The 25,378-nt window shown below is 71.8% G+C and carries 22 protein-coding genes; 8 read left to right on the top strand and 14 right to left on the bottom strand.

Going from position 1 to position 25,378, the window contains the following annotated elements:
* Positions 1 to 81: 81 nt before the first annotated feature.
* The 12 genes from AB0E07_RS19260 to AB0E07_RS19205 form a co-directional block, all read right to left on the bottom strand.
* The gene (locus AB0E07_RS19260; protein ID WP_362253030.1) at positions 82 to 1,422 is read right to left on the bottom strand and encodes a sugar ABC transporter substrate-binding protein; all 1,341 of its coding nucleotides are present in this window, start codon (positions 1,420 to 1,422) and stop codon (positions 82 to 84) included.
* Positions 1,423 to 1,576: 154 nt separating this feature from the next.
* Positions 1,577 to 3,133, bottom strand: coding sequence for a family 43 glycosylhydrolase (locus AB0E07_RS19255; RefSeq protein ID WP_362253027.1), 1,557 nt, complete (start codon positions 3,131 to 3,133; stop codon positions 1,577 to 1,579).
* The gene (locus tag AB0E07_RS19250) at positions 3,130 to 3,978 is read right to left on the bottom strand and encodes a PmoA family protein (protein WP_362253024.1); all 849 of its coding nucleotides are present in this window, start codon (positions 3,976 to 3,978) and stop codon (positions 3,130 to 3,132) included. The genes AB0E07_RS19255 and AB0E07_RS19250 overlap by 4 nt, the downstream gene beginning before the upstream one ends.
* Entirely contained in the window at positions 3,975 to 5,147 is a 1,173-nt protein-coding gene (locus tag AB0E07_RS19245; protein WP_362253021.1) for a Gfo/Idh/MocA family oxidoreductase, read from the bottom strand. Before AB0E07_RS19245 ends, AB0E07_RS19250 begins: the two co-directional genes overlap by 4 nt.
* Positions 5,144 to 6,013 (bottom strand): carbohydrate ABC transporter permease, encoded by an 870-nt coding sequence (locus AB0E07_RS19240; RefSeq protein ID WP_362253324.1) that lies wholly within the window; start codon positions 6,011 to 6,013, stop codon positions 5,144 to 5,146. The genes AB0E07_RS19245 and AB0E07_RS19240 overlap by 4 nt, the downstream gene beginning before the upstream one ends.
* Before the next feature lie 23 nt (positions 6,014 to 6,036).
* Positions 6,037 to 6,972, bottom strand: coding sequence for a sugar ABC transporter permease (locus AB0E07_RS19235; protein ID WP_362253018.1), 936 nt, complete (start codon positions 6,970 to 6,972; stop codon positions 6,037 to 6,039).
* 141 nt (positions 6,973 to 7,113) lie between these two features.
* On the bottom strand, positions 7,114 to 8,844 hold the full coding sequence (gene araD / locus AB0E07_RS19230; RefSeq protein WP_362253015.1) for an L-arabinonate dehydratase: 1,731 nt from the start codon (positions 8,842 to 8,844) through the stop codon (positions 7,114 to 7,116).
* Positions 8,832 to 9,743: a dihydrodipicolinate synthase family protein gene (locus AB0E07_RS19225; RefSeq protein WP_362253012.1), complete on the bottom strand. Its 912-nt coding sequence runs from the start codon at positions 9,741 to 9,743 to the stop codon at positions 8,832 to 8,834. Before AB0E07_RS19225 ends, araD begins: the two co-directional genes overlap by 13 nt.
* Complete coding sequence (locus tag AB0E07_RS19220) at positions 9,740 to 10,396, bottom strand: GntR family transcriptional regulator (protein WP_362253009.1); 657 nt, start codon at positions 10,394 to 10,396, stop codon at positions 9,740 to 9,742. The genes AB0E07_RS19225 and AB0E07_RS19220 overlap by 4 nt, the downstream gene beginning before the upstream one ends.
* Before the next feature lie 330 nt (positions 10,397 to 10,726).
* On the bottom strand, positions 10,727 to 11,314 hold the full coding sequence (locus AB0E07_RS19215; protein ID WP_362253006.1) for a TIGR03086 family metal-binding protein: 588 nt from the start codon (positions 11,312 to 11,314) through the stop codon (positions 10,727 to 10,729).
* Positions 11,315 to 11,423: 109 nt separating this feature from the next.
* Positions 11,424 to 12,581: a hypothetical protein gene (locus AB0E07_RS19210; RefSeq protein ID WP_362253003.1), complete on the bottom strand. Its 1,158-nt coding sequence runs from the start codon at positions 12,579 to 12,581 to the stop codon at positions 11,424 to 11,426.
* Entirely contained in the window at positions 12,578 to 13,522 is a 945-nt protein-coding gene (locus AB0E07_RS19205; protein ID WP_362253001.1) for a 5-dehydro-4-deoxyglucarate dehydratase, read from the bottom strand. The genes AB0E07_RS19210 and AB0E07_RS19205 overlap by 4 nt, the downstream gene beginning before the upstream one ends.
* A 220-nt stretch (positions 13,523 to 13,742) precedes the next feature.
* On the opposite strand from AB0E07_RS19205, the gene AB0E07_RS19200 reads away from it, so the two are divergent.
* The 8 genes from AB0E07_RS19200 (at position 13,743) to AB0E07_RS19165 (ending at position 21,549) form a co-directional block, all read left to right on the top strand.
* Entirely contained in the window at positions 13,743 to 14,552 is an 810-nt protein-coding gene (locus AB0E07_RS19200; protein WP_362252999.1) for an NAD(P)-dependent oxidoreductase, read from the top strand.
* 330 nt (positions 14,553 to 14,882) lie between these two features.
* A complete protein-coding gene (locus tag AB0E07_RS19195; protein ID WP_362252996.1) occupies positions 14,883 to 15,650 on the top strand; it encodes a DeoR/GlpR family DNA-binding transcription regulator in 768 nt (255 codons plus the stop codon).
* Positions 15,651 to 15,759: 109 nt separating this feature from the next.
* Positions 15,760 to 17,127: a sugar ABC transporter substrate-binding protein gene (locus tag AB0E07_RS19190; protein ID WP_362252993.1), complete on the top strand. Its 1,368-nt coding sequence runs from the start codon at positions 15,760 to 15,762 to the stop codon at positions 17,125 to 17,127.
* Positions 17,124 to 18,062, top strand: coding sequence for a sugar ABC transporter permease (locus AB0E07_RS19185; RefSeq protein WP_362252991.1), 939 nt, complete (start codon positions 17,124 to 17,126; stop codon positions 18,060 to 18,062). Before AB0E07_RS19190 ends, AB0E07_RS19185 begins: the two co-directional genes overlap by 4 nt.
* Positions 18,059 to 18,883, top strand: coding sequence for a carbohydrate ABC transporter permease (locus tag AB0E07_RS19180; RefSeq protein WP_362252989.1), 825 nt, complete (start codon positions 18,059 to 18,061; stop codon positions 18,881 to 18,883). The genes AB0E07_RS19185 and AB0E07_RS19180 overlap by 4 nt, the downstream gene beginning before the upstream one ends.
* Positions 18,880 to 19,890: a zinc-dependent alcohol dehydrogenase family protein gene (locus AB0E07_RS19175; RefSeq protein ID WP_362252986.1), complete on the top strand. Its 1,011-nt coding sequence runs from the start codon at positions 18,880 to 18,882 to the stop codon at positions 19,888 to 19,890. Before AB0E07_RS19180 ends, AB0E07_RS19175 begins: the two co-directional genes overlap by 4 nt.
* Positions 19,891 to 20,033: 143 nt before the next feature.
* The gene (locus tag AB0E07_RS19170) at positions 20,034 to 20,255 is read left to right on the top strand and encodes a hypothetical protein (RefSeq protein WP_362252982.1); all 222 of its coding nucleotides are present in this window, start codon (positions 20,034 to 20,036) and stop codon (positions 20,253 to 20,255) included.
* A 76-nt stretch (positions 20,256 to 20,331) separates the two neighbouring features.
* Positions 20,332 to 21,549: a TerD family protein gene (locus tag AB0E07_RS19165; protein WP_362253321.1), complete on the top strand. Its 1,218-nt coding sequence runs from the start codon at positions 20,332 to 20,334 to the stop codon at positions 21,547 to 21,549.
* 74 nt (positions 21,550 to 21,623) lie between these two features.
* On the opposite strand, the gene AB0E07_RS19160 is transcribed toward AB0E07_RS19165, so the two are convergent.
* Together AB0E07_RS19160 and AB0E07_RS19155 are read right to left on the bottom strand one after the other, a co-directional pair.
* Positions 21,624 to 23,207 carry a TROVE domain-containing protein gene (locus tag AB0E07_RS19160; RefSeq protein ID WP_362252979.1) on the bottom strand — a complete coding sequence of 528 codons (1,584 nt, stop codon included), beginning with the start codon at positions 23,205 to 23,207 and terminating at the stop codon, positions 21,624 to 21,626.
* Between the two features lie 337 nt (positions 23,208 to 23,544).
* On the bottom strand, positions 23,545 to 24,990 hold the full coding sequence (locus tag AB0E07_RS19155; RefSeq protein WP_362252976.1) for an alkaline phosphatase PhoX: 1,446 nt from the start codon (positions 24,988 to 24,990) through the stop codon (positions 23,545 to 23,547).
* Between the last annotated feature and the right edge of the window lie 388 nt (positions 24,991 to 25,378).

Raw genomic sequence — 25,378 nt, 5'->3', positions numbered from 1 at the left:
AGGACTCCCGAGGGGCGCGGGGAGCCGCGCGGTCCGTCAGCACGGACCTGCGGTCCCCCCGCGGACGAGCACCCCCGTCGCTCAGGCGTTCTGCTCGTTCCACTCGGCCTGCGCCTCGTTCAGCTGCTCGGCCAGCGTGTCCAGGAAGTCCTTGGCCTCCAGGTCGCCGAGGAGCACCTTCTGGAAGTTCGGCTCGTTCTCGGCCTTGGAGATGGTGTTCCAGTCCGGCAGGTAGTACGGCAGCTGCACGATGGTGGTGGAGCCGTCGGTCAGCGCCTCGGCGGCCAGCTTGGTCGGCTCGGCCGCGGACACCCAGGCGTCCTTCGCCGCGTCGTTGTTGGCCGGGACCTGGCCCGCCGACTCGTTGAACTTGGAGTTCGCCTCGTGCGACACCGCGTACTCGATGAACTTCCAGGCCGCGTCCTTGTTCTTGGAGCTCTGGAACACGCCGAGCCCGTCGACCGGGTTGGAGACCTGGACCCGCTTGCCGCTGTCGCCGACCGGCTGCGGGATGCCGCGGAACTTGTCCGCGCCGAACGCCTTCACATGGTCCTGGTAGGAGCCCAGGTTGTGGTTGAGCATCCCGATGGTGCCGGAGTCCCACTGCGCGACCATCTTGGTGAAGTCGTTGTTGAGGTCGGCGGCCGGGGTGACCCTCTTGAACAGCGCCGCGTACTTCTCCAGCGCCGCCACGTTCTTCGGGTCGTTGACGGTGGTCTTGTCGCCGTCCCAGAACTCGGTGATCCCGCTCTGCCCGTACATGGCGTCCAGCGCCTGCGCGATGGAACCGGCGCCGCCGCGGATGGTGTAGCCGAACTCGTTCTTCTTCGCCGCGGTGAGCTTCTCCGCCGCCGTGTAGAACGCGTCCCAGGTGGACGGCTCCTCCAGGCCGGCCTTGTCGAACAGGTCGGTCCGGTAGTACAGGACACCGTTGTTGGCGGAGGTGGGGATCGAGTACAGCGCGTCCTCGCCGCCGCCGGCCGCCTTGAGCGAGGCGACCATGTCCGCGTTGAGCTTGCCGTTGAGGGAGGACCCGGCCAGGCGCTCGTCGAGCGGCTCCAGCGCGTTCTGCGCGGAGAACCCGGCGAGCATCGCCGCGCCCACCCCGCCGACGTCCGGCAGGCCGCCGCCCTGGATGGCCGTGTCGACCTTGGACTGGTACTCGGTGGAGGCGATGCCGACGTACTCGACGTCGATGTCCGGGTTCGCCTTCTCGAAGTCGGCGATGATCTCCTTCCAGATGTCGGTGCGCACACCGCCGTTGTTGTCCCAGAAGACGATCTTGCCCTTGCCGGACCCCTCGGCCCCCTTGTCCCCGCCGCCGCTGCCGTCGTCACCGCAGGCGGTGGCGGTCAGGGCGAGGACGGAACCCAGGGCGACGGCCAGGGCGGCACGCCTGCTTCTACGGATGCTGATCTTCATTGGTCGGCTCTCTTCTTCTGGATCCAGCGATATGTGAAGTTGTGGGGGGTCAGTGATGGTCGTGCGGTTCGCGCGCCACTCCGCCTGCGTCCGGTAAGCGCTTGCCCCGGGGGTGCGTCATTGCGTCTCCCAACAGGCGGGTGGAGCGGGCGGGTTACGCGGGAAGGACCTGGAAGTGCGTGAGGTCGGCGGAGCCCGCGTGCCCCTGGCCGTCCGGTGCGAGGGCGAACAGACCGAGCAGGGCACCGACCCAGCGCCAGGGGGTGGCGGCGAAGACGGGCCCGGACGGGGTCCAGCCGTCCCCGGTGTCGTACTGGAAGCGGCAGCGGGCGCCGGGACCGATCCCGATCCTCAGCCGGACCCGTCCCTCGGGCGCGGGACGGGGGTGTGCCGCGTCCCGTTCGCGTTCGGCCACGGCCTCGGCGAACCGGTGCACGACCTGGACGGTGCCGTCGGCGGCCCGCTCCAGACCGATCCAGCAGAACGCGTCCCCGAGCACCGCGAGTCCGGCCCGCGCGCCCGGCTCCTCGCTGTCCAGGCGCAGCCCGACCTCGACGGTGGCCGGCTTCCCGGGCAGCCGCTGGGTGAGCACGTTCGGCACTCGGCGCAGGTCGTGCGCGTCGGCCGAGCGGACGCAGGCCAACCGGAGTCCGTCGGCGGAGTGCTGGGTGGTCCAGCCCTCGCGCGGGTTGGCCGTCCACTGCCACTGCCGGCCGTGCCGGCCGCCGGGGAAACGGTCGTCGGCGGCGGGCGCGGCTGGCGGCTGCGGCGGCAGCGCGGGCCTGCGGTGCGTGGCGACGGGCGCGCCGTCCGCGCCGATCACCGGCCAGCCGTCGGTGCCCCAGCGCATCGGCTGGAGGTGCACCACCCGGCCGTGGGCGCCGCGCTGCTGGAAGTGCAGGAACCAGTCCTCCCCGGCCCCCGTGCGCACCCAGCCGCCCTGGTGGGGGCCGTTGACGTCGGTGTCCTTCTGCTCCAGCACGATCCGTTCCTCGTACGGGCCGAAGAAGCCCCGCGAGCGGAAGGCGCCCTGCCAGCCGGTCTCCACTCCCCCGGCGGGGGCGAGGATCCAGAACCGGCCGTCGTGCAGATAGAGCTTGGGGCCCTCCAGGGTGAACCAGCCCGGGATCCGGTCGCCGTCGACGATCACCTTGCCCTCGTCGAGGAGTTCGGTGCCGTCCGGGCTCATCCGGTGGCCGGTGAGCCGGTTCTTGACGCCGGAGCGCGACTTCGCCCAGGCGTGCACCAGGTACGCCTCGCCGGTCTCCTCGTCCCACAGGGGGCAGGCGTCGATCAGCCCCTTCCCGGCCTTGACCAGGTGCGGCCGGGTCCAGGGGCCCCGGATACCCGGGGCGTTGACCTGGAAGATCCCCTGGTCCGGGTCGCCCCAGAAGATCCAGAACCGGTCGGCGTGGTGGCGCAGGGAGGGCGCCCACACCCCGCAGTCGTGCCGAGGCGTGCGGAACTCGGCGTCCGGTTCCAGGCGTTCGAGGGCGTGGCCGACGAGGGTCCAGTTGACCAGGTCCCGGGAGTGCAGCAGCGGCAGGCCCGGCACCCGGCCGAAGCTGGAAGCGGTGAGGTAGAAGTCGTCGCCGACGCACAGCACGTCGGGGTCGGACCAGTCGGCGTCGAGGACGGGGTTGACGTAGGTGCTCCCTGCGTTCCGGGTGTTCCCGGTGTTCACAGGCTGCGAGGTGTTCCCGGCGTTCACGAGGTCACCGCCTTGCGCACCAGCTGGGCCGCCGCGTCCCGGTCGAGCCGCCCGTCGGCGACCACGGTGACGATCCGCCGGACCACGGTCTCGCCGGGCGGCACCGGCAGCCGCCGGTCGTGGGCGAGGGAGGAGCCGACGCCCGGGTACTCGGCGGTGCGCACGAACCACGGGTCCTCGCGGGTGCGGTCGGTGGCGCCCGCGAAGACCAGCGTCCAGGTGGCGCCGGCCAGGGCGACCCAGTCGGCCCGGCTGCCGTGCGCCCGCTCCTCGCCGTCACCGTCGGGGGTGAGGACGTCCGGGGCGTCCCGCTCCTTGCGGGCCCGCCAGAAGAACCCGCCGTAGGCCGCGCCGGGGCGTCCGTTGGTGGCGGGGCTGCCGATGGTCAGCCCGCCCGCGGTGACGTTGGTGAGCGAGAAGGTGAGGTCCAGCGCCCAGGCGGTGTCGGTGAGTCCGGTCGCCGCGACGGTACGGCGCTCCCGCAGCAGTTCGGTACCGCCGGCCGTCCAGCGCAGTTCCTCGACGAAGCCGTCGGGGTCGCGCAGCTGGAAGCCGGTGTGGCGCTGGGCGCCGTGGTTGGCGAGTTCGGTCGGCCCCCGGTCGCGGACGTAGGTCCGTCCGCCCCAGAAGTTGTGCCCCTCGACGTCGGGAACGGCGACACCGACGCCGAGGTGGTGTGCGTGGTCGGCCGGGCTCAGCTCGGTGACGGCGGTGCCGGCCAGCGTGGTGACGGGGTGCAGGTAGGGGCGCGGGGAGAGCCGCTCGGGCAGTTCGGGCCGGGTGACGTACCGGCCGACCGGGCGGCCCGCGACGCGCAGGACCGGGCTGTCGTGGGTGGTCGTCATGTCCTCGCCTCCGTACGGAGTCCGCGGGGCAGCGCCCAGGGGGCGCCGAGTTCGGAGTAGAGGGCGAGGGTGTCGGCGGAGGCGGCGACCAGACCGTCCACCCCGGGCACCACCCGGCGCTGCTCGCCGGGCGGCCGGTGCCAGGACTCCGCGGGCAGCGGAGCGGGGTCGGGGGCCAGCCGTACCGCCTCGACGACCTTCATGAAGCCACCGGTCAGGTCGGGCGTGACCAGCAGGGCGGTGCCGTCGGCGAGGTGCCGGACGAGGTTCTCCAGCAGGTCGGTGCGGCCGTACTCGAACTCCTGCGGGCCATGGCCCGCGCGCTGGAGCAGCACCCGGTCCTGCTTGTACCAGAAGGTGATCCGGCCGCTGCTGCCGTGCGCCACCACGTACGGGTCGTCCGGGTGCTCGGCGCACAGGGTGGCGGCCACGGTGACCGGGAGTCCCCGGGCGGAGGTGACGCGGACGCACGAGGTGTCGTCGGACTCGATGTCGTTGGCGCGCAGCAGCTCGGTCTCGACCTCCGTGACGTCCTCGGCGCGGGTCGCGCCGCCGAGCGCGAGCGCGGTGGCCACGGCGTGCGCGAGCGGGTTGGTGAGCGCCCCGTCGATCACGTCGACGCCGTTCAGCCGCCGCCGGCCGGCCCAGGGGGCGCGCCGGAAGTAGGACTCGGGCCGCGACCAGGCGCCGGCGCCGCCGATGCCGACGAGGTCGCCGATGGTGCCCTCCGCGATCATCCGCCGGATCGCGGGGAGTGCGTGCGAGCCGAGCGACTGGAAGCCGATCTGGCAGGCGACGCCCGCCCCGGCGACCCCGTCGGCCATCCGCCGGAACTCCGTGTAGGAGGGGGCGGGCGGCTTCTCCAGGAGCAGGTGCACACCCCGCGCCGCGGCCGTCAGGGCCAGGTCGGTGTGGGTCGGGATCGGGGTGCAGATCACCGCGATCCGGGCGCCGGTGGAGTCCAGGAGGGCGCCGAGGTCGGAGGACTGCTCGGGGGTGCCGAGCCCGTCGGGGATCTCCTCGGCGGTCAGCGGCGTCAGTTCGCAGATCCCGGCGAGCCGGACCGTGCCCAGCTCCTGGAGCCGTCGGATGTTCTCCAGGTGCCAGCGGCCGTGGCCGCGGGCGCCCGCAAGGACGATCGGCACCTGCGTGCCGAGGGACGAGGTCACCCCTTCACCGCCCCCGCGCTGAAGCCGGTGATCAGCCACTTCTGGATGAAGGCGAACACGATCACCACGGGCACGGCGGCGATGATGCCGCCCGCGGCGAGGGCGCCGAGGTCGACGCTGTCCGCGCTCATCAGGGTGTTCAGGCCGACCGGGATGGTCTGCTTGTCCTGGTTGTTGAGGAACATCAGGGCGAACAGGAAGTGGTTCCAGGAGTGCACGAAGGCGAAGGAGCCGACCGCGATCAGACCGGGCCGCAGCAGCGGCAGGACGACGACCCGGAAGGCCCTCAGCCGGCCGCAGCCGTCGACCCAGGCGGCCTCCTCCAGGGAGTACGGCACGTTCTTGATGAAGTTGCTGATCAGGATGATCGACAGGGGGAGCTGGAAGACGGTCTCGGCGAGGATGACACTGCCCAGCGAGTTGATCATCTGGAGTTCGGCGAAGATCTCGAACAGCGGCACCAGCAGCAGCGCGCCCGGTACGAACTGGGAGCAGAGCAGGGCCAGCATGAACGCCTGCTTGATCTTGAAGTCGAAGCGGGCGAGGGCGTAGCCGCCGGCCAGCGCGACGAGTGTCGTCATCACCAGGGTGGCGACGCCGACCCAGACGCTGTTCTGGAAGTAGGTGCCGAAGCTCCGCTCGTTCCAGACCTTCTCGAAGTGGTCGAAGGTCATCGGCCAGGGCACCAGCGAGGTGGAGCCGGCCGGGCGGAGCGCGAAGAGCAGGATCCAGTAGAAGGGGATCAGGGTGAAGAGGAGGTAGATGCCGAGCGGGAGGTAGATCTGCCAGCGCGGGACCTCGTCCCAGGCGCGGTGGGCCTTCTTCTGCCGGGGCGGCTCGGGAGGGGTCCTCCGGGCGGCGGGCACGACGGGGGTGGCTTCCTTGATGCTCACTTGCTCTCACCTCCGAACTTGCTCAGCCGCAGATAGACCATCGAGCAGAAGAGCAGGATCACGAACGCGACGGTGGTCAGGGCGGACGCGTAACCGAAGTTGTGGGCGTCGACGCTGGTGTTGGCGATGTACAGCGGGAGGGTCGTCGTCTCGCCCGCGGGTCCGCCGCCGGTGAGGGTGTAGAGCAGGTCGACGTTGTTGAACTCCCAGACCGCGCGCAGCAGCGTGGACAGGATGATGGCGTCCTTCAGATGGGGCAGGGTGATGTGCCAGAACTGCTGGAAGCGGCCGGCCCCGTCGACCTCGGCGGCCTCGTACAGATCCCTGGAGACGGACTGGAGGTCGGCGAGGATCAGGATGGCGAAGAAGGGGACACCTCTCCACAGGTCCGCGACGATCGCGGCGGAGAAGACGGTGGAGGTGTCCGAGAGCCAGCTGGTGCCGTAGGACCCGATGCCCATGTCCGCGAGGTAACGGGTGATGCCCGTCTGGGAGTTGTAGAGGAGCACCCAGATCGCGGAGGTCAGCACGCCGGAGACGGCCCAGGGCGAGAAGACCATCGCGCGGCCGAGCCCCCGGCCGACGAAGGTCTGGTTCACGATCAGCGCCAGCGCGAGGCCGAACATCAGCTGGAGGCCGACCTCGACGAAGACCCACTTGGCGCTGAAGACGAGGGTGTCCCAGAACAGCGGGTCCTCGGTGAAGGCGTGGACGAAGTTGTCGAAGCCGGCGAACCCGTTCCGCCAGGGCTTCGTGGGGTTGTAGTCCTGAAGGCTGTAGTAGAAGACGCTGATGACCGGGTAGGCGATGAAGCCCAGCATGAGCAGGGCGGCCGGGGAAATCAGCAGGTACGGCAACCTGCGCGGGGTCGCGGAGGCACGGCGCCGCCTCGGTGGCGCGGGCGGTTTCGCCACGGCTGCGGCTTGGGCCATGACTGTTCTCCGTTCTCGGTGAAGCGCTTTCTCTCACTGCGCGATGCGTTCTTGGCCTTGCGGGGGCGGTACGGGTTCGGCCTTGCGGGGTGCGATACGGCTGGGCCTTGCGGGGTGCGATGCGGCGGGGCATACGGCGGTTCAGCCCGCGTACGGGTCCGGCACCTGGCCGGGGCGAGCGAGGAACTCGAAGTCGCAGCCGGTGTCGGCCTGCGTGATCTGGTCGTTGTAGAGCGCGCCGTAGCCCCGCTCGTAACGGGTGGGCGGAGGAGTCCACTCGGCCCGGCGGCGCTCCAGTTCCTCGTCGTCCACGTGGAGTTGCAGGGTGCGCGCGGCGACGTCGAGGGTGATCGGGTCACCGGAGCGGACCAGGGCGAGCGGTCCGCCGATGTAGGACTCGGGCGCCACGTGCAGGACGCAGGCGCCGTAACTGGTGCCGCTCATCCGGGCGTCGGAGATCCGGACCATGTCCCGTACGCCCTGCTTGAGCAGGTGGTCGGGGATGGGCAGCATGCCGTACTCGGGCATGCCCGGACCGCCCTTGGGGCCGGCGTTGCGCAGCACCAGGACGCTGTCGGCGGTGATGTTCAGCGCCGGGTCGTTCAGGGTGCGCTGCATGGTCCGGTAGTCGTCGAAGACGACCGCGGGACCGGTGTGCTTGAGCAGCTGCGGTTCGGCGGCGATGTGCTTGATGACGGCGCCGTCCGGGCAGAGGTTGCCGCGGAGCACGGCGACCCCGCCCTCGCTCGCGACCGGGTTGTCGCGCGGCCGGATGACGTCGTCGTCGTGGACCTGTGCGCCCCGGATCTGCTCGCGCAGGCTGTCGTGGCAGACCGTCGGCCGGTCCAGGTGGAGCAGGTCCGGGATCCGGGAGAGGAAACCGGGCAGGCCTCCGGCGAAGTGGAAGTCCTCCATCAGGTACTTCTGTCCGCCGGGCCTGACGTTCGCGAGCACCGGGACGGTACGGGCGATGCGGTCGAAGTCGTCGAGGGTGAGCCGTACGCCGGCCCGTCCGGCCATGGCGATCAGGTGGATGACGGCGTTGGTGGAGCCGCCGAGCCCGAGGACGGTGGTGACGGCGTCCTCGAACGCCTCCTGGGTGAGGATGTCGCCGAGCGTACGGCCCTGGTGGACGAGGTCGACGATGGCGAGCCCGGCCCTGGCGGCCATCCGGTCGTGCCCGGAGTCGACGGCCGGGATGCTGGAGGCGCCCGGCACGGTCACCCCGAGGGCCTCCGCGGCGGCGGTCAGCGTGGACGCGGTGCCCATGGTCATGCAGTGGCCGGGGGAACGGGCGAGCCCGCTCTCCAGCTCGGTCATCTCGCAGTCGCCGATGAGGCCGGCCCGCTTGTCGTCCCAGTACTTCCACATGTCGGTGCCGGAGCCGAGGACCTCGTTGCGCCAGTGGCCCGGGAGCATGGGGCCGGCGGGCACGAAGACCGCCGGCAGGTCGACCGAGGCCGCGCCCATCAGCAGCGCGGGCGTGGACTTGTCGCAGCCGCCCATCAGGACGGCGCCGTCGACGGGGTAGGACCGCAGCAGTTCCTCGGTCTCCATGGCGAGGAGGTTGCGGTACAGCATCGGGGTCGGCTTCTGGAAGGTCTCGGAGAGCGTGGCGACCGGGAACTCCAGCGGGAAACCGCCGGCCTGCCACACGCCCCGCTTCACCGCCTGCGCGCGGTCGCGCAGGTGGACGTGGCAGGGGTTGATGTCGGACCAGGTGTTGAGGATCGCGACGACCGGCTTGCCGAGGTGCTCCTCGGGCAGGTAGCCGAGCTGGCGGGTGCGGGCGCGGTGGCTGAAGGACCGCAGTCCGTCGGTGCCCCACCACTGGTGGCTCCTGAGCTGCTCGGGCGCCTTCATATGGACCATCCCGCGGCGATGGCGGCGACCTCGGCGCGCTCGCTCTCGGGCAGGGTCCGGCTCGGCGGACGGACGTCCCGGCGGCACAGGCCGAGGGAGGAGAGCGCCTCCTTGACCACGGTGACGTTGTTGGCGGAGCCGTTGGCGGCGCGCAGCTCCTCGAAGCGGCGGATCTGCGCCCAGACCTTCATCGCGGCCGGGTAGTCCCCGGAGCGCAGCGCCTCGATCATGTTCAGCGAGACGGCCGGGGCGACGTTGACCAGTCCGGAGGTGAATCCGGTGGCGCCGGCGGAGAAGTAGGAGGGGGCGTAGGGCTCGGCGAGTCCGGCGACCCACACGAAGCGGTCCAGGCCCGCGTCCCGGGCGAACCCGGCGAACCTGGCGGCGTCCGGGACCGCGTACTTCACGCCGATGACGTTCGGGCAGTGGTCGGCGAGTTCGGCGAGCCGCTCGCCACCGAGCTGGGCGTTGCGGATGTACGGGACGACCCCCAGCTCGGGGACGGCCTCGGCGATGGCGCGGTGGTAGTCGATCCAGCCGCTCTGCGAGACATAGGGGTGGACGGGCTGGTGGACCATCACCATGGCCGCGCCCAGCTCCCGGGCGTGCCGGGCGGAGGCCACGGCGGTCGGCACGTCGTGGCCGACGCCGACCAGGATCACCCCCCGGTCCCCGGCCTCGTCGACGGTCATCTCGGTGACCAGTCGGCGTTCCTCCGGGCTGAGGGCGTAGAACTCGCCGGTGTTGCCGTTGGGGGTGAGGGTGCGGATCCCCCCGTCGAGCAGTCGACGCAGCAGGGCCCGGTGGACGTCCTGGTCGATGCTGCCGTCCTCGGCGAACGGGGTCACCGGGATCGACACCACGTCGGCCAGGGCCGCCCGCTGGGTCTCGAACGTCACGCTGCTCATTCCTGACCTTCCTGTTCCGGCGTCCCGGGGAACGCCCGCTCGACGAAGGACGCGATGTGGGCGTGGAGCGCACGCGCGGCCCCGTCGGCGTCGCCGGCCAGGGCGAGCCGCAGGATCTCCCGGTGCTCGCCGGCCTCCCGCTCCCAGGAGGGCGAGGAGGCCCAGGCGACGGCGGAGACGAGGGCGGCCTGGTCACGGACCTCGTCGAGCATCCGGCCGAGCAGCGGGTTGCCGCAGGGCAGGTACAGGGCGCGGTGGAACTCCCGGTTGGCGAGGGAGCGTTCGGCGGTGTCGGTGGCCTCGTCGGCCCGGGTCAGCGCGGAGCGGGCGTCGTCCAGGGAGGCGCCCCGTCGCACGGCCCGCTTCAGCGCCTCGGGTTCGAGGAGCAGGCGGACGTCGTAGACCTCGCGCGCCATGTCCGCGTCGACCATGCGCACCGTGACGCCCTTGTACTGGCTCATCACCACGAGCCCGGTCCCGGCGAGGGTCTTGAGGGCCTCGCGGACGGGGGTCTTGGACACCCCGAACTGCGCGGCCAACTCGGTCTCCACCAGGGCCTGGCCGGGCGTCAACCGCCCGGTGAGGATGCGGCGTTTGATCTCCTCCAGCACGTACTGCGTGCGGGAGGGGATCGGCGTGGGCACAGAGGTCATGCGCGCCTCTCGGATCTCACATATCGCGTCTCATATATGACGTACGAAGTACGACGCGTTGAAGGTAGGAGCGCCTCTGTGTTTCGTCAATGCTTCTGACAAAGGAAGTTGGGATTACTGCCGCGGCCTTCGGCTCGCGGGGTGCGGCCGTTGTGTGTTCGCCGAAGCGACGCGCGGTGCGTCGAACGCCGCGGTCCGGCAGCGCCGCTCAGGGGCGCGGGGAACTGCGCGACCAGCCACGACCGGGCCGCGGCCGAACGACAACCCCGCCGGAACGGCGTCGCGGGGCGCACCGGAACGGCACGCCCCGCGACATCGCGAACGCCAATCTCACCCCCGGCGCCACCCCGGCGCACGCCCGCTGAGCCCCACCGTCCGGTCCAGCAGCGGCGAGCTGTCCGGCACCGGGACGACCGGCCCGAAGATCTCACCGCGCATGGGATCGCCCACGGACGCGCACTGGAAGTCGTACGCGACCCGCAGGGCGGCCGGATCGGGCTCGTACGGCTGCCCGGTGGCCCGCGCCAGGTCCCAGCCGTGCAGGACCAGCTCGTCGACGGCCACGGCTCCGGCCACCGCGCCGGGCAGGTCGACCCCGCCCGCCCGGGTCGCACCGGTCCAGGCCGCCGGGTCCCGCCACGCCTCGGCGAGTTCGCCGAGCACCTTCGGCAGTTCCTCGCGCCAGCCGGGCCCGAGCTGCGGTTCGGCGTCGGTGGGCGCGGTGTCGGTGGTGGGGCCGAGGTCCTTGAGCCCGGCGTCACGGAAGGCGACGGACAGGCCGAGGAGATGGCCGAGCATCGCGCGCACCGGCAGCCGCGGGCACGGCGTCGCGTCGTCGAGCCGCTCGTCCACCACGCCCTCGGCGAGGCGGGCCAGCACCAGGGTCTGGGGTCCGAGGTCGATGATCTGGTCGCTCATGGGCTGTTCCTCCGTGCCGCGGCGGTCGTCTCGCAGGGTGGACCGTCCGCGGCACGGAAACTCATCGGCGGGGCCCGATCCGCGCCGCCGATGACTCCGGTGACCCCTCTCAGCCTCCGGCGAGCGCCTCCCGCACCAGTTCCAGGTCGCCGTCGGACGCGAGCCCGGCGTGGTAGAGCCGCAGCTCCGTGGCGCCGAGGTCACGGGCGCGGGCCGCGTCCTCGGCCAGGCCGGCCGGGTTGCCGCCCATCCCGGAGACGACGGTGAAGTTGGCGGCGAGGACCCCGCGCCCCTGCTCCGCGAACGGGGTCAGCAGCCCCGGGCCGCCGGTGCAGGGCACGACCACACCGTCCGAGACCGACAGGATGTGCGCCGCGTCCACACCGGCGTTGGCGCCGCAGTGGTACGGCACCGGATCTGCGTGCAGGAGCACCTGGAAACCGGCCGGCGCCGCGGCCCGCACCGCGGCGACCGCGTCCTCCTGGAGCGAGCGGGCGGTCGCCCCGCGCCAGGCCAGGGTGGCGGCGGCGTCGGACTCGCCGAGCAGCTTCTCCACGCCCGTCCAGCCCTCGTCGGCGGCCTCGCCCCGCCACAGCGGCTCCAGCGCGGCGCGCACCGCCGCGGCCAGCCCGTCCGCGTCCAGGCCCTGATCGCCGTAGCCCCGGCGGCAGGCCGGGCAGAAGCACAGCGACATCAGGTACTGGCCCGCCTCCCCGAGGCCGACCCCGCCGGTCTTGTCGTGGGCGTGCAGATGGGCGAGGCCGTACCAGCCGAGGGACTCCAGTTCGGTGCCGCGCGCGCCGGGCCGGACCGCCGCCTCGGCGGCCAGGTCGGTCAGGTGGGCGCGGGTGGCGGGCTGGGCGATGCAGGGCGCCCAGGGGTAGCGGTCGCCGTAGGCGTTGACCACGGAGGTGTCCGGATGCTCGGCGCCCAGGCGGGAGTTGTGGGCGAGCACGACCCAGGTGTGCACGTCGAGGCCCGCCCCGGCCAGGGCCTCGGCGGCCTCGCCGTAGGCGTCGCCGGGCGCCCAGGCGCCGGACGCGTGGGGGCGCAGCGCACGGCCCGCCCAGCGGTCGCCCGGCGGGTACAGCACGGCCGCGTACTCGGCGGTGACCACGCGGTGGCGCGGGTGGCGGGGGGTCAGCGCGCGGGTGGAGTGATAGGCGGAGGCCAGGGTCACCTGCCGCACCCCGAGGGCGGCGATCCGCGCCGGCGCCTCCGGGTCCCCGTTGACGTCCCAGGGGTAGACGAATGCCGACACCGTCACTTGCCGTCCTCCTCCAGCAGCGTGTACCCGCGCTCGATCAGCAGCGCGAGCTGTTTGACATGGTCCTCCGTCGGTTCGTGCAGCGGCGGCCGGACCTCCCCCACGTCCAGACCGCCCAGCCGGACACCGGCCTTGACCAGGGCGACGGCGTAACCGCGGCCCTGGGCGCGCAGTTCGACGAAGGGACGGTAGAAGCCGTCCAGCAGCCGGTTGGCGGTGGCGTCGTCGCCGTGACGCAGCGCCTGGTGGAAGGCGAGGGCGAGTTCGGGGGCGAAGCAGAAGACGGCGGAGGAGTAGAGCGTGATGCCGAGGGCGCGGTAGGCGAGCTGGGTCTGTTCCGCGGTGGGCAGTCCGTTGAAGTAGAGGAAGTCGCCGGGTGTCTCGGTCCGCACGGCGCTCACGATCCGCTGCATGAGGTCCAGGTCGCCGAGACCGTCCTTGAAGCCGACGACGCCGTCGGTGAGGGCGAGCCGGACGACGGTCCGCGGGGTGAAGACGGCGTTGTCCCGCTGGTAGACGATGACCGGGAGCGCGGTGGCGGCGGCGATCTCCTGATAGTGCCGCAGCAGCCCCTCCTGCCCGGCGGCCACGAGGTACGGGGGCATGGCGAGCAGCCCGTCGGCGCCGGCCTCCGCGGCGAGCCGGGCGTGGCGCACGGCGAGCGCGGTGCCGTAGCCGACGCCCGCGACGACCGGCACCCGGCCCGCCGCCTCGTCCACCGCGGCCCGTACGCACTCCTGGAACTCCTCGGGTGTCAGCGCGTGGAACTCCCCGGTGCCGCAGCAGGCGAAGACGGCGGCGGCACCGGCGTCCACGCCGCGCCGCACATGCGCGCGGTAGACGTCGAGGTCGACGGTGCCGTCGGAGGCGAACGCGGTGACGGGGAAGAACAGCGGCCCGCTGGGGATGCCGAGTCGAGCGGCGAGGTCGGCTGGCGTCACAGGCTCTCCCTAGAACGGGTGTGATCACGAAGGTGTGCGGGCGTCGCGCACCAGCGGCGGGTACAGCGCGTGCAGCGTGCGCGTACAAGTGTCTGATCGAAGTTTATGTTTATGAACACATCCTTCGCCACCCTTGACGGACCCGGATAGTGATCCTTAGCTTGTCCACGCATGTGAATCCCGTGCAGTCATACGGCCGTCCACTCAAGGAGACCCGAGGATGCCAGCGCCCCGCACCGTTCTGCTCACCGGCGCCGCCGGCGGACTCGGCACCCTGATGCGTGACCTGCTGCCGGCGTACGGGTACCGGCTGCGCCTGCTCGACCTGCGCCCGATCGACGGCGATCCGGACGCCGTCGTCGCCGACCTCGCCGACAAGGAGGCGCTGCGCGAGGCCGTCCGGGGCGTCGACGCGATCATCCATCTCGCCGGCATCTCCCTGGAAGCCCCCTTCGAGAAGATCCTCAAGGCCAACATCGAGGGCACCTACAACCTGTACGAGGCCGCACGCGAGGAGGGCGTCCCCCGGATCGTCTTCGCCTCCTCCAACCACGCGGTCGGCTTCACCCCCCGCCCCCAGGGCGACGACCCGCTGATCCCGATCGAGACACCGCACCGTCCGGACACCTTCTACGGCCTGTCCAAGTCCTTCGGCGAGGACCTCGCCCAGTTCTACTGGGACAAGTTCGGCCTGGAGACGGTCTCGGTCCGCATCGGCTCCTGCTTCCCCGAGCCGACCAGCGTGCGGATGCTGTCGGTCTGGATGAGCCCCGCCGACGGTGCCCGCCTCCTGCACGCGGCCCTGACCGCCGAGGGGGTCGGCCACACGGTCGTGCACGGCTCCTCCGCCAACACCCGCCTGTGGTGGGACCTCACCTCGGCCCGCGCCCTCGGCTACGACCCCCAGGACGACTCCGAGCCCTACGCCGAGAAGCTGATCGCGGAACAGGGCGAACTGGACCCCGCCAACGCGGCCCACGCCCACCTCGGCGGCCACTTCGTCAACGACCCCCCGATCTGGCCGTACTGAACCGGCCGCGGACGGGCACCGAACGGGCCCGCCCGCGCGGCATCCGGGCACTGGCTGAGCCCTTTCCGAGCCGGCGAAGAAGCGGCGGGCCCACTCCCCCCTGGTCGCTGGGAACCCCGCGACCAGCCACGACACCCCCGCAGCCGCCACCCCACCACGCCCCCCACCCCCTCCGCCCGACCCGAACCCGCCGACGACCGAACGGTCACACACCGGGCAGCATCACCCGCGTAACAAACCTGGTCACCGCCCCACACCCGCTGTAGAACTTCCTCCAGAGCCCGAACGGGCAACGGCAACGCAGCGGCAGCGGAACGGCGGGTGACGACCATGGACAGAACCGCGGAGGAACGCCAGCGCGAGATCGTCCACGCGGCCCGCGCCACCGGCTCCGTCGAGGTCAACGCGCTCGCCGAACAGCTGGGCGTGGCCAAGGAGACCGTCCGGCGGGACCTGCGCGCCCTGGAGGACCACGGCCTGGTCCGCCGCACCCACGGTGGCGCCTATCCCGTGGAGAGCGCCGGCTTCGAGACCACGCTCGCCTTCCGCGCCACCAGCCACGTCCCCGAGAAACGCCGGATCGCAGCCGCCGCGGCCGAGCTGCTCGGCGACGCCGAGACCGTCTTCGTGGACGAGGGATTCACCCCGCAGCTCATCGCCGAGGCACTCCCCCGCGACCGGCCGCTCACCGTGGTGACCGCCTCCCTGCCGGTCGCGGGGGCCCTGGCGGAGGCGGAGCACACCTCGGTGCTGCTGCTCGGCGGCCGGGTCAGGGCCGGCACGCTGGCCACGGTCGACCACTGGACGACGAGGATGCTGGCCGGCTTCGTCCTCGACCTGGCGTTCATCGGCGCCAACGGCATCTCCCGCGAACACGGCCTGACCACCCCCGACCCCGCGGTCGGCGAGGTCAAGGCGCAGGCCGTGCGGGCCTCCCGGCGCACCGTGTTCGCGGGCGTGCACACCAAGTTCGGGGCGGTCAGCTTCTGCCGGTTCGCCGAGATCGGCACGCTGGACGCGATCGTGACGAGCACGCTCCTCCCGGCCGCGGAGGCCCACCGCTACTCCCTGCTGGGACCGCAGGTCATGCGCGTCTGACCTCACCCCTCCACCACCCCCACCGTCACCCCCCACCACCCACCGCCCCACCCGGGCACCCCCATGCCACGAAACACCCCCTATCTCCCTATACGTCCAGGAGCGATCCATGCGAACCCAGAGCCGACGGAGGCCGCGAGCCACGCTCGCCGCGGCCGCCGCAGGGACGCTGCTCACCCCACTGCTCACCGGCTGCTGGACCGGAGCCGGCGGGGCCGGGTCGGGCGGCGACTCGATCAACGTCCTGATGGTCAACAACCCGCAGATGGTGGAGTTGCAGAAGCTCGCCCCGCACTTCACCGAAGCGACCGGCATCAAGGTCAACTTCACCGTCCTGCCCGAGAACGACGTCCGCGACAAGATCAGCCAGGACTTCGCCAACCAGGCCGGCCAGTACGACGTCGCCACCCTCTCCAACTACGAGATACCGATCTACGCCCGCAACGACTGGCTCAAGGAGATGGACTCCTACGTCGCCGACGACCCCGGCTACGACGAGCAGGACGTCCTCGCGCCGATGCGCCAGTCCCTGACCGGCGACGACGGCAAGCTCTACGGCCAGCCCTTCTACGGCGAGTCGTCCTTCCTGATGTACCGCAAGGACGTCTTCGAGCAGGCCGGCCTGACCATGCCCGAGCGGCCGACCTGGCAGCAGGTGGCCGACCTCGCGGCGCGCCTCGACGGGGCGCGGCCCGGCATGAAGGGCATCTGTCTGCGCGGACTGCCCGGCTGGGGCGAGGTGATGGCCCCGCTCACCACGGTCGTCAACACCTTCGGCGGCACCTGGTTCGACAAGGACTGGAACGCCCGGCTCGACTCCCCGGAGTGGAAGAAGGCGACGAAGTTCTATGTCGACCTGGTCCGTGAGCACGGCGAGTCCGGCGCCGCCCAGTCCGGCTTCGCCGAGTGCCTGAACAACATGACCCAGGGCAAGGTCGCCATGTGGTACGACGCCACCTCGGCGGCCGGTTCCCTGGAGTCCGACGGCTCCCCGGTCAAGGGCAAGGTCGGCTACGCGCCCGCCCCGGTCGAACGGACCGAGTCCTCCGGCTGGCTCTACACCTGGGCCTGGGGCATCCAGGACGCCTCCCGCAACCCCGACAAGGCCTGGCAGTTCGTCTCCTGGGCCTCCGGCAAGGGCTACGAGCAACTGGTCGGCGACGAGATCGGCTGGTCCAGCGTCCCGGCGGGCAAGCGCGCCTCCACCTACGCCAACCCCGCCTACCGGGCCGAGGCCGCCGCCTTCCAGGAGATGACGAAGGAGGCCATCGAGGGCGCCCGCCCCAACGACCCGGGGGTGCAGCCGCGCCCCGCGCCCGGCATCCAGTTCGTCGGCATCCCCGAGTTCACCGATCTGGGCACCAAGGTCTCCCAGGAGATCAGCGCGGCCATCGCCGGACGCCAGTCCGTCGAGTCGGCCCTGGAGACATCGCAGGAGCTCGCCGAGAAGATCTCCGAGGAGTACGAGGGACGATGACCGCCACGACCACCGCTCCGCTCACCGCGCCGTCCGTCCGCACCGGGAAGCCCCCCTCGCACCGGATGCGCGCCTGGGCGACCCGCGCCCCGCTGCTGCCCGCGCTGATCTTCATGATCGCGGTGACCCAGCTGCCCTTCGTGGCCACGCTGGTGATCTCCTTCTTCGACTGGAACTCGCTCTACCCGGACGCCCGCAGCTTCACCGGCCTCGGCAACTACTCCGAGGTCCTCGGCGACCCCGACCTGCGCCGCTCGGTGTGGACGACGGTCCTGCTCACGGTGGCCGTGGTGCTGACCAGCCTGGTCCTGGGCCTGGCCCTGGCCCTGCTGCTGGACCGCCGCTTCAAGGGCCGCGGCGTCGTCCGCACCCTGCTGATCGCCCCGTTCCTGGTGGTCCCGGTGGCGGCGGCCCTGCTGTGGAAGCACGTCCTGTACAACCCCGAGTACGGCCTCTTCAACGGCCTGCTGCACTACGTCGGCGGCCCGCAGCCGGACTGGATCTCGAACACCCCGCTGCTCGCGGTGGAGGCCGCGCTGGTCTGGCAGTGGACCCCGTTCATGATGCTGATCCTGCTGGCCGGTCTGCAGAGCCGGGACCAGCAGCAGATCGAGGCCGCGCGGGTGGACGGCGCGAGCGACTGGCAGATCTTCCGCCACCTGACGCTCCCGCACCTGCGCCGCTATCTGGAACTCGGGGCCCTCCTGGGCTCGATCTACATCGTCCAGAACTTCGACGCGGTCTTCACGATCACCTCCGGCGGACTGGGCACCGCGAACCTCCCGTACACCGTCTACCAGAGCTTCTACCAGGCCCATGAGAACGGGCTGGCCTCAGCCGCGGGCGTCCTCGTCGTCATCGGCTCGATCATCATCGCGACCTTCGCCCTGCGCGTCGTGTCGTCCCTGTTCCGCGAGGAGGCGTCCCGCGCATGAACTCCGTACGCCGCGCCGGTCCCGGGCTGCTGGCCTGGGCCGCCGGAATCCTGTTCTTCCTGCCCATCGCGTGGATGGCGCTGACCTCCTTCCACTCGGAGGAGGACGCCGCGACCAACCCGCCGTCGTTCGGCGCCGCCCTCACCCTGGACGGCTACCGGGAGTTCTTCGGCACGGACGGCGGGGCGAGCCCCTGGCCCTCCCTGATCAACTCGACGGTGGCCTCGGTGGGTTCGACCCTGCTGGTCCTGCTGCTGGCGCTGCCCGCGGCCTACGCCCTGTCGATCCGCCCGGTGAAGAAGTGGACGGACGTCCTGTTCTTCTTCCTGTCCACCAAGATGCTGCCGGTGGTCGCGGGCCTGCTCCCCCTGTACCTCTTCGCCAAGAACACCGGCCTGCTGGACAACATCTGGCTGCTGGTCCTCCTCTACACCTCGATGAACCTGCCGATCGCGGTCTGGATGATGCAGTCCTTCCTGTCCGAGGTGCCGGTGGCGGTGATCGAGGCGGCCCGGGTCGACGGCGCGCGGCTGCCGACGGTGCTGACCCGGGTGGTCGCCCCGATCGCCCTGCCGGGGATCGCCGCGACGGCCCTGATCTGCTTCATCTTCAGCTGGAACGAGCTGCTCTTCGCCCGTGTGCTGACCGGCGTGGTGGCGGAGACCGCCCCCGTCTTCCTGACCGGCTTCATCACCAGCCAGGGACTGTTCCTGGCGAAGGTGTGCGCCGCGTCGCTCGTCATCTCCCTGCCGGTGCTCGCCGCGGGGTTCGCCGCCCAGGACAAACTGGTCCAGGGCCTGTCGCTGGGAGCCGTGAAATGAAGGCCGCCGTCATCGAGTCCGTGGGCCGGGCCGTCGTCACCGAGGTCCCCGATCCGACGCCGGGTCCGCGGGAGGTCGTGGTCGAGGTCGCGGCCTGCGGCCTGTGCGGGACGGACCTGCACATCCTCCAGGGCGAGTTCGCCCCGAAGCTGCCCATCGTGCCCGGTCACGAGTTCGCGGGCACGGTCGTCGCCGTGGGCACCGGCGTCACCGAACTCGCGGAGGGCGCCCGGGTGGCCGTCGACCCCTCCCTGTACTGCTACGAGTGCCGGTACTGCCGTACGGGCCACAACAACCTCTGCGAGCGCTGGGCCGCGATCGGCGTGACGACCGCGGGAGGGGCCGCCCAGTACGCGGTGGCCCCGGTGGCGAACTGCGTACGCCTGCCCGACCACGTACGGACCGAGGACGCGGCCCTGGTGGAGCCGCTGTCCTGCGCGGTCCGGGGCTACGACGTGCTCCGCTCCCGCCTCGGCGCGCACGTCCTGGTCTACGGCTCGGGGACGATGGGCCTGATGATGCTGGAGCTGGCCAAGCGGACGGGCGCGGCGAGCGTCGACGTCGTGGACGTGAACCCGGAGCGGCTGGAGACGGCGCGGCTGCTCGGTGTGTCGGGCGCCGCGGCGAACGCCGACGAGCTGGACCGCCCGCAGGGCTGGGACGTGGTGGTCGACGCCACGGGCAACGCGGCGGCCATCCAGGACGGCCTGGACCGGGTGGCGAGGGCCGGCACGTTCCTCCAGTTCGGCGTCGCCGACTACGCGACCCGCGTCACGATCGACCCGTACCGCATCTACAACCAGGAGATCACCATCACCGGTTCGATGGCGGTCCTGCACAGCTTCGAACGCGCCGCGGAACTCTTCGCCACGGGCATCCTCAACCCCGACATCCTCATCAGCGACCGCCTCCCCCTGACCAGCTACCCCGAGGCCCTGAACCAGTTCGCCTCAGGAGCAGGCCGAAAGATCACAGTGAGCCCAAATTCCAGCCCGTCCGGCGCTTGAGGACGAGGCCCTTCGGGGCCGAAGCGGGGGTCCGGGGGCGGCAGCCCCCGGTGGGGGTCCCCCCTCTGGGGGAGGGAAGGGAAGGGGCGGCGGGGGCGAAAACCCATGGGCCGCCACCCCACCCCACCCGTACGATCCCCACCATGCCCAGACCCACCGGCTTCGCCTACACCACGTCCCCGGACGGAACCATCCGCATCACCCACGCCGCCCACCGGGCCACCACCCTCCGCGGCCCCCGAGCCGAACAGTTCCTGACCGAGGTCACCACCTCCGACCCCCAGCTGGTCATGGCCCGCTGGACCGGAAACTACAAGCGCGGCAACGAACGCACGGCCCGCAACCACCCCCGCAACCAGCCCTGAACCCGCCCCTGACCCGATCGGTCCCTGGTAAGGGAACGGTAAAGCGACCTCGGTCGTTCAATGGGGCATGACAGCTATGACCCCCGGCTCGAACATCCCTCTCTCCGCCGCCCGCGTGACGGTGGACGTCGCCGCCCCGGTGCGGCTCGACGTATCGAGCCTGCTGCTCACCGCCGACGGCAAGGTGCGCTCGGACGACGACTTCATCTTCTACAACCAGCCCAACGGCCCGGGCGTGACCTACCGCTCGGGCGGCGGCACGGCCCCCGACGCGATCCTGGTCGACACCGCGGCCGTCCCCCCGGGCATCGAGAAGATCGTCGTCACCGCCAGCCCGGACGCCGCCGGCCAGACGTTCCAGGGCATCGAGCCGACGGCGACCATCCGCAACGCCGACGACAACTCCGTCCTGGCCACCTTCACTCCCCCGCAGCTCGACGCCGAGACCGCGCTGGTCATCGTGGAGGTCTACCTCCGCAACGGTGCCTGGAAGGCCCGCGCCGTGGGCCAGGGGTACTCCAACGGCCTCGCGGGCATCGCCACCGACTTCGGCGTCTCGGTCGAGGAGCCGACCCCGGCCCCCGCCCAGGCCGCCCCGCCGCAGCCCGCGGCCCCGGTCGCCCCGCCGCAGCCCGCCGCGCAGCCCCCGGTCGCCCCGCCCGCCCCGGCGATGGCCACGCCCCCGCCGCCGGCGACCCCGCCCACCGCGGGCGCCGGGAAGATCAACCTCGACAAGGGCCGGGTCAGCCTCCAGAAGAACCAGACCGTCTCCCTGATCAAGGGCGGCCGCCCGCTGCTCTCGCAGGTCAAGATGGGCCTCGGCTGGGAGCCGGCGTACCGCGGCAAGGACATCGACCTGGACGCCTCGGTCATCGCCTACGGCCCGCAGCGCAACCACATCGACAGCTGCTACTTCGGCAAGCTCCAGATCGTGAACGGTGCCATCCGCCACTCCGGTGACAACCTCACCGGCGAGGGCGGCGGCGACGACGAGGTCATCACCGTCGACCTCGGCAGGCTCCCGCAGGACGTCACGGGCCTGGTCTTCACCGTGAACTCGTTCTCCGGTCAGAAGTTCACCGAGGTCGCCAAGGCGTACTGCCGTCTCATCGACGGGCTGACCGGCGAGGAGCTGGTCCGCTTCGACCTGACCTCCGCCGAGCCCCAGACCGGTGTGATGATGGCGAAGCTGATCCGCCAGTTCTCCGGCGAGTGGGAGATGACGGCGATGGGCGACTTCGTGAAGTCCCGCACGGTCCGCGGCATGGTGAAGCCCGCGGCCCAGGCGCTGTAACGGGCGGCGCCGGGCGCTCCGCGACACGACAGGGAAGTGGCCCGCACCCCCGTGAGTGCGGGCCACGCTCGGTGTCAGGCCGCCCAGGGCCAGTCGGCGTCCCGGGCCGCCTCGATCAGCGGCACCATCCGGAAGGCGGCGTCCGAGAGACCGCCGAAGGTGTGCCTGTTGCCTCCGCCCGACGGGCCGTGGCCCGTCCGGTAGCCGGCCAGGTTCCAGGTGTAGACCGGGATCTTCGCCGGGATCTGGTCGGTCGGGCCGCCGTGGCGGCTGTGCGCGTACTGCTCGTCGGTGACGATCAGCACCCGGTCGTGCTTCCGGTAGTGCCGGCGCACCGCCTCCGTGGTGTTGGTGCCGCCCAGGTCGCCGAAGCGTTCCAGGACCCGCAGCACCGACTCCCCCCGGTCGAACGGCACCCGGTTGCTCGACGTGCCGAACTCCACGAGATCCGCGTCCGCCGCCCGCAGCGCGAGCGCCGTGCCGAAGATCGCCGCGGCGTCCGCCCGGTTCAGCTCCGAGCGGTCCGACAGCCGCGAGTAGAACATCGAGCCGGAGCGGTCGACCAGCACCAGGGTGCGGCCGGGCAGCGCGGGCACCTGCGCCAGCGAGTGCCCGAGCGCCCGCTCCAGCGGGTAGGACCAGCGCAGCGACGGCGCGTGCTGGTACGCAGCGAGGTACCGGAACGGGAACTGCCGCGAGCGCGCGACCTCCGCCGGGTCACTGATCCGGGCGGCGACCCGCTCGGCGACCTCGTCCGAGACACCGGCCTCGTCGAAGTTGCGCAGGTTCCGGGTCAGCGCCATCGGACCCATGGACGGGATGACTGCCTCCCAGGCCGCCCGGTCCATCGGCCCCTGGAGCCAGCCGGCCAGCGCCTCCCAGGTCACTCCGGCCGCCGCGAGCCGCTCGGCGCCGCCGTCCGAGGTCACCAGCGCGCGCCGCTCGCCGACGGGCAGCGCCATCAGTTCGCGGTGCGCCACCAGGGTCCGGTCGGACGCGGGCGGCTCGGCGGTGTCCGGGTTGTGCCGGCGGTCCAGCGCGTACTGGAACAGGTCGCCCTGCCAGGGCTTCGCCGGGTCCGGGGCCGCGTGCACCAGGTTGAGGATGTCGCCGAAGCGGTACCCCTTGGAGGCGGTGTCGTACTTCAGCAGCGCACGGCCGCTGTACAGCCGCCGCAAGGCGTCGGCGATGCCCCGCTTGACGGGCTTGGGCACGGCCCGGCCGTACGTCGAGGTCCAGTACGCGAGCAGCTCGCCGGGCTCGTCGGGCCGCTGGAGCACCGAGTCCACGACCCGCCGGTTCGACGGACCGTCGCTCGCGCCCGCGTCGAGGCGGGCCTTCACGTACTCGGCGGCGCCCACCACGGCGGCGGAGCGGAGGTTGCCCTCGCCACGGAGCCAGCCGAGCAGTCCGGCCGTCCACTCCGGGTCGGCGACGGCGAGTTCGCGCACCAGGGTGCGGAACCGGTCGTCGCGGTCGTCGCCGGACTCGTAGAAGGTCCGCTGCGAGACGAAGTGGGAGACGGCGAGCAGGAACAGTTCGGAGCGCGCCTCGCGCTCGTGGCCGAGGCCGCCCTCGTAGGTGCGCAGCACCCGGCCGGTCGAGGTGACCCGCGAGGTCGGCTGCGCCTTCGCGGCGCGGGTGTTGAAACGGGACATGCTGAATTCCCCCGAATTCGAAGCGGTTTCGGAGGAGGCACAGCGGAAGGTGGATGCCCGAGATCAGAAGTCGGCGACGGAACACATCAAATGCTCTACCCGATTGAGCTACACCGACCCGAGGTCGATGACGGGATTCGAACCCGCAACCCTTCGATCCCAGAAGTAACCGTTGCCTGCGCACCGGGCACCCACCATGAGCTGCGCCTCCCGAGATCCAGTCGGCGGCGGCACGGGATTCTTTGAAAGAGAAGTAGCCGCTGCCATCGCACCGGGAGGTGCGTGACGTCGTGATCTCACTGTAGGAGGCGCAACTCGGGGCGGGCGAACGAATTAACTACCGGCTGCCGTGCCGCTTCCACGGGCCGGTGATCGCGAGCATGATGCCCGGGTCCTGGATGTTCGCGTACAGGGTGCGGCCGCCGGGCGAGAAGGTGACGCCGGTGAACTCGCTGTACTCCGGCTCCTCCTCGGTGCCGATGTTCAGCTCGTTGCGGGCGATCGGATAGGTGCGGCCCCGGTCGGTGGCGCCGAACAGGTGCTGGACGCCCTCGCCGTCCTCGGCGATGATCAGGCCGCCGTAGGGGGAGACGGTGATGTTGTCGGGCCCGTCGTAGGCGCCGTCCACGGAGGGGTCGGTGTTCACGCCGAGCAGGACCTTGAGGGTCAGGGTGCGGCGCCGGGGGTCGTAGAACCAGACCTGGCCGTCGTGCGGCAGGCCGGGACTCTCCGCGCGGGCGTAGGAGGAGACGATGTACGCGCCGCCGTCGCCCCACCACATGCCCTCCAGCTTGCGGCAGCGGGTGACCTGGCCGGTGGTGAACTGCTTGCGCACGGAGGTGGTCCGCGCGTCCCGGTCGGGGACGTCGATCCAGTCCACGCCGTACACGGTGCCGATCTTCGTGGCGCGCGAGAGGTCGTCCACGAACTGGCCGCCGGAGTCGAAGCACTTGAACGCCTGGAGCCGGCCCGCGTCGTCGGCGAGGGTGCGGAACCTGCCGCGGCCGTGCCGGAAGCCCTCGGGCGGGCTCCAGCGGTACAGCAGGCCGTTGGGGTTGGAGGCGTCCTCGGTCAGGTAGGCGTGGCCGCGGCGGGGGTCGATGACGACGGCCTCGTGGGCGTAGCGGCCCAGCGCCTTGATGGGCCGGGGACCGCGGTTGGCGCGCCGGTCGGCGGGGTCGACCTCGAAGACGTAGCCGTGGTCCTTGGTCATGCCCCGGGTGCCGGCCCTGTCCTCGGTCTCCTCGCAGGTGAGCCAGGTGTCCCAGGGGGTGCTGCCGCCCGCGCAGTTGGTGGAGGTGCCGGCGATGCCGACCCACTCGGCGACGTGGCCGCCGGGGCGTACCTCGACGACCGTGCAGCCGCCGGCCGCGGCCGGGTCGTAGACGAGGCCCTCGGCGAGCGGTACGGGGTGCTCGGCGTCGGCGAAGGCGCCGCCGATCTCGTGGTTGTTGACCAGCAGGGTGGTGCCGCGGGGGCCCGCGAAGGCGGCGGTGCCGTCGTGGTTGGACGGGGTGCCCTCGCCGGACTCCAGTGTGGTGACGCCGGTGTGCGTGATGACCCGGTAGGAGAACCCGGCGGGCAGCGCGAGGATGCCGTCGGGGTCGGGGAGCAGCGGTCCGTAGCCGACGCCGAAGTGGCCGCGGTCCGCGCCCTCGGTGACGGTCTCGGTGGCGGCGAGCGCGTTCGGCGCGCTGGCGAGGGCGCCGACGCTGCCGGCCAGGGCCACTCCGGCTCCGGTGATCGCGGATTGTCTGGCGAAGTCCCTGCGGGTGAGCGACATGCGGTCTCCTGTGACGGTGGGTGTGCCGTGGAGGGTGGCGGACCTCGTTCCGGCGCCACCGTGCCGCCTCCGCCTGAACGCGGCCTGAACTCCGGGCGTCCGCCCCACGTCCACCGCCCGGAAACCACCGACCGCGTCCGGCACGACCCCCTCCACCCGACGGGGTCCCGGGTACGAGCCTCCCGCCACCGGGGACATCGCCCCGCACACCCCCAGCGCTCGGCATGCCGCCGGCCCGGGGCACGCACGGCGGGCCCCCTCACGGGACGAGCCACGAGCGGCCCGACGAACGAGCGCCGCTCGGCGTCCCCGGGCCACGGGCCCGAAGGGGGCACCTCGGACGGACACCCCCGGCGGGCCGCCGAGCAAGGCACCGCGGGCCCGTCCG

Origin of the sequence: Streptomyces sp. NPDC048002, assembly GCF_040653275.1 — a bacterium.
GTDB lineage: Bacteria > Actinomycetota > Actinomycetes > Streptomycetales > Streptomycetaceae > Streptomyces.
Note: the sequence above shows the minus strand (reverse complement) of the source record. Positions and strands in the feature narration are given on the sequence as shown.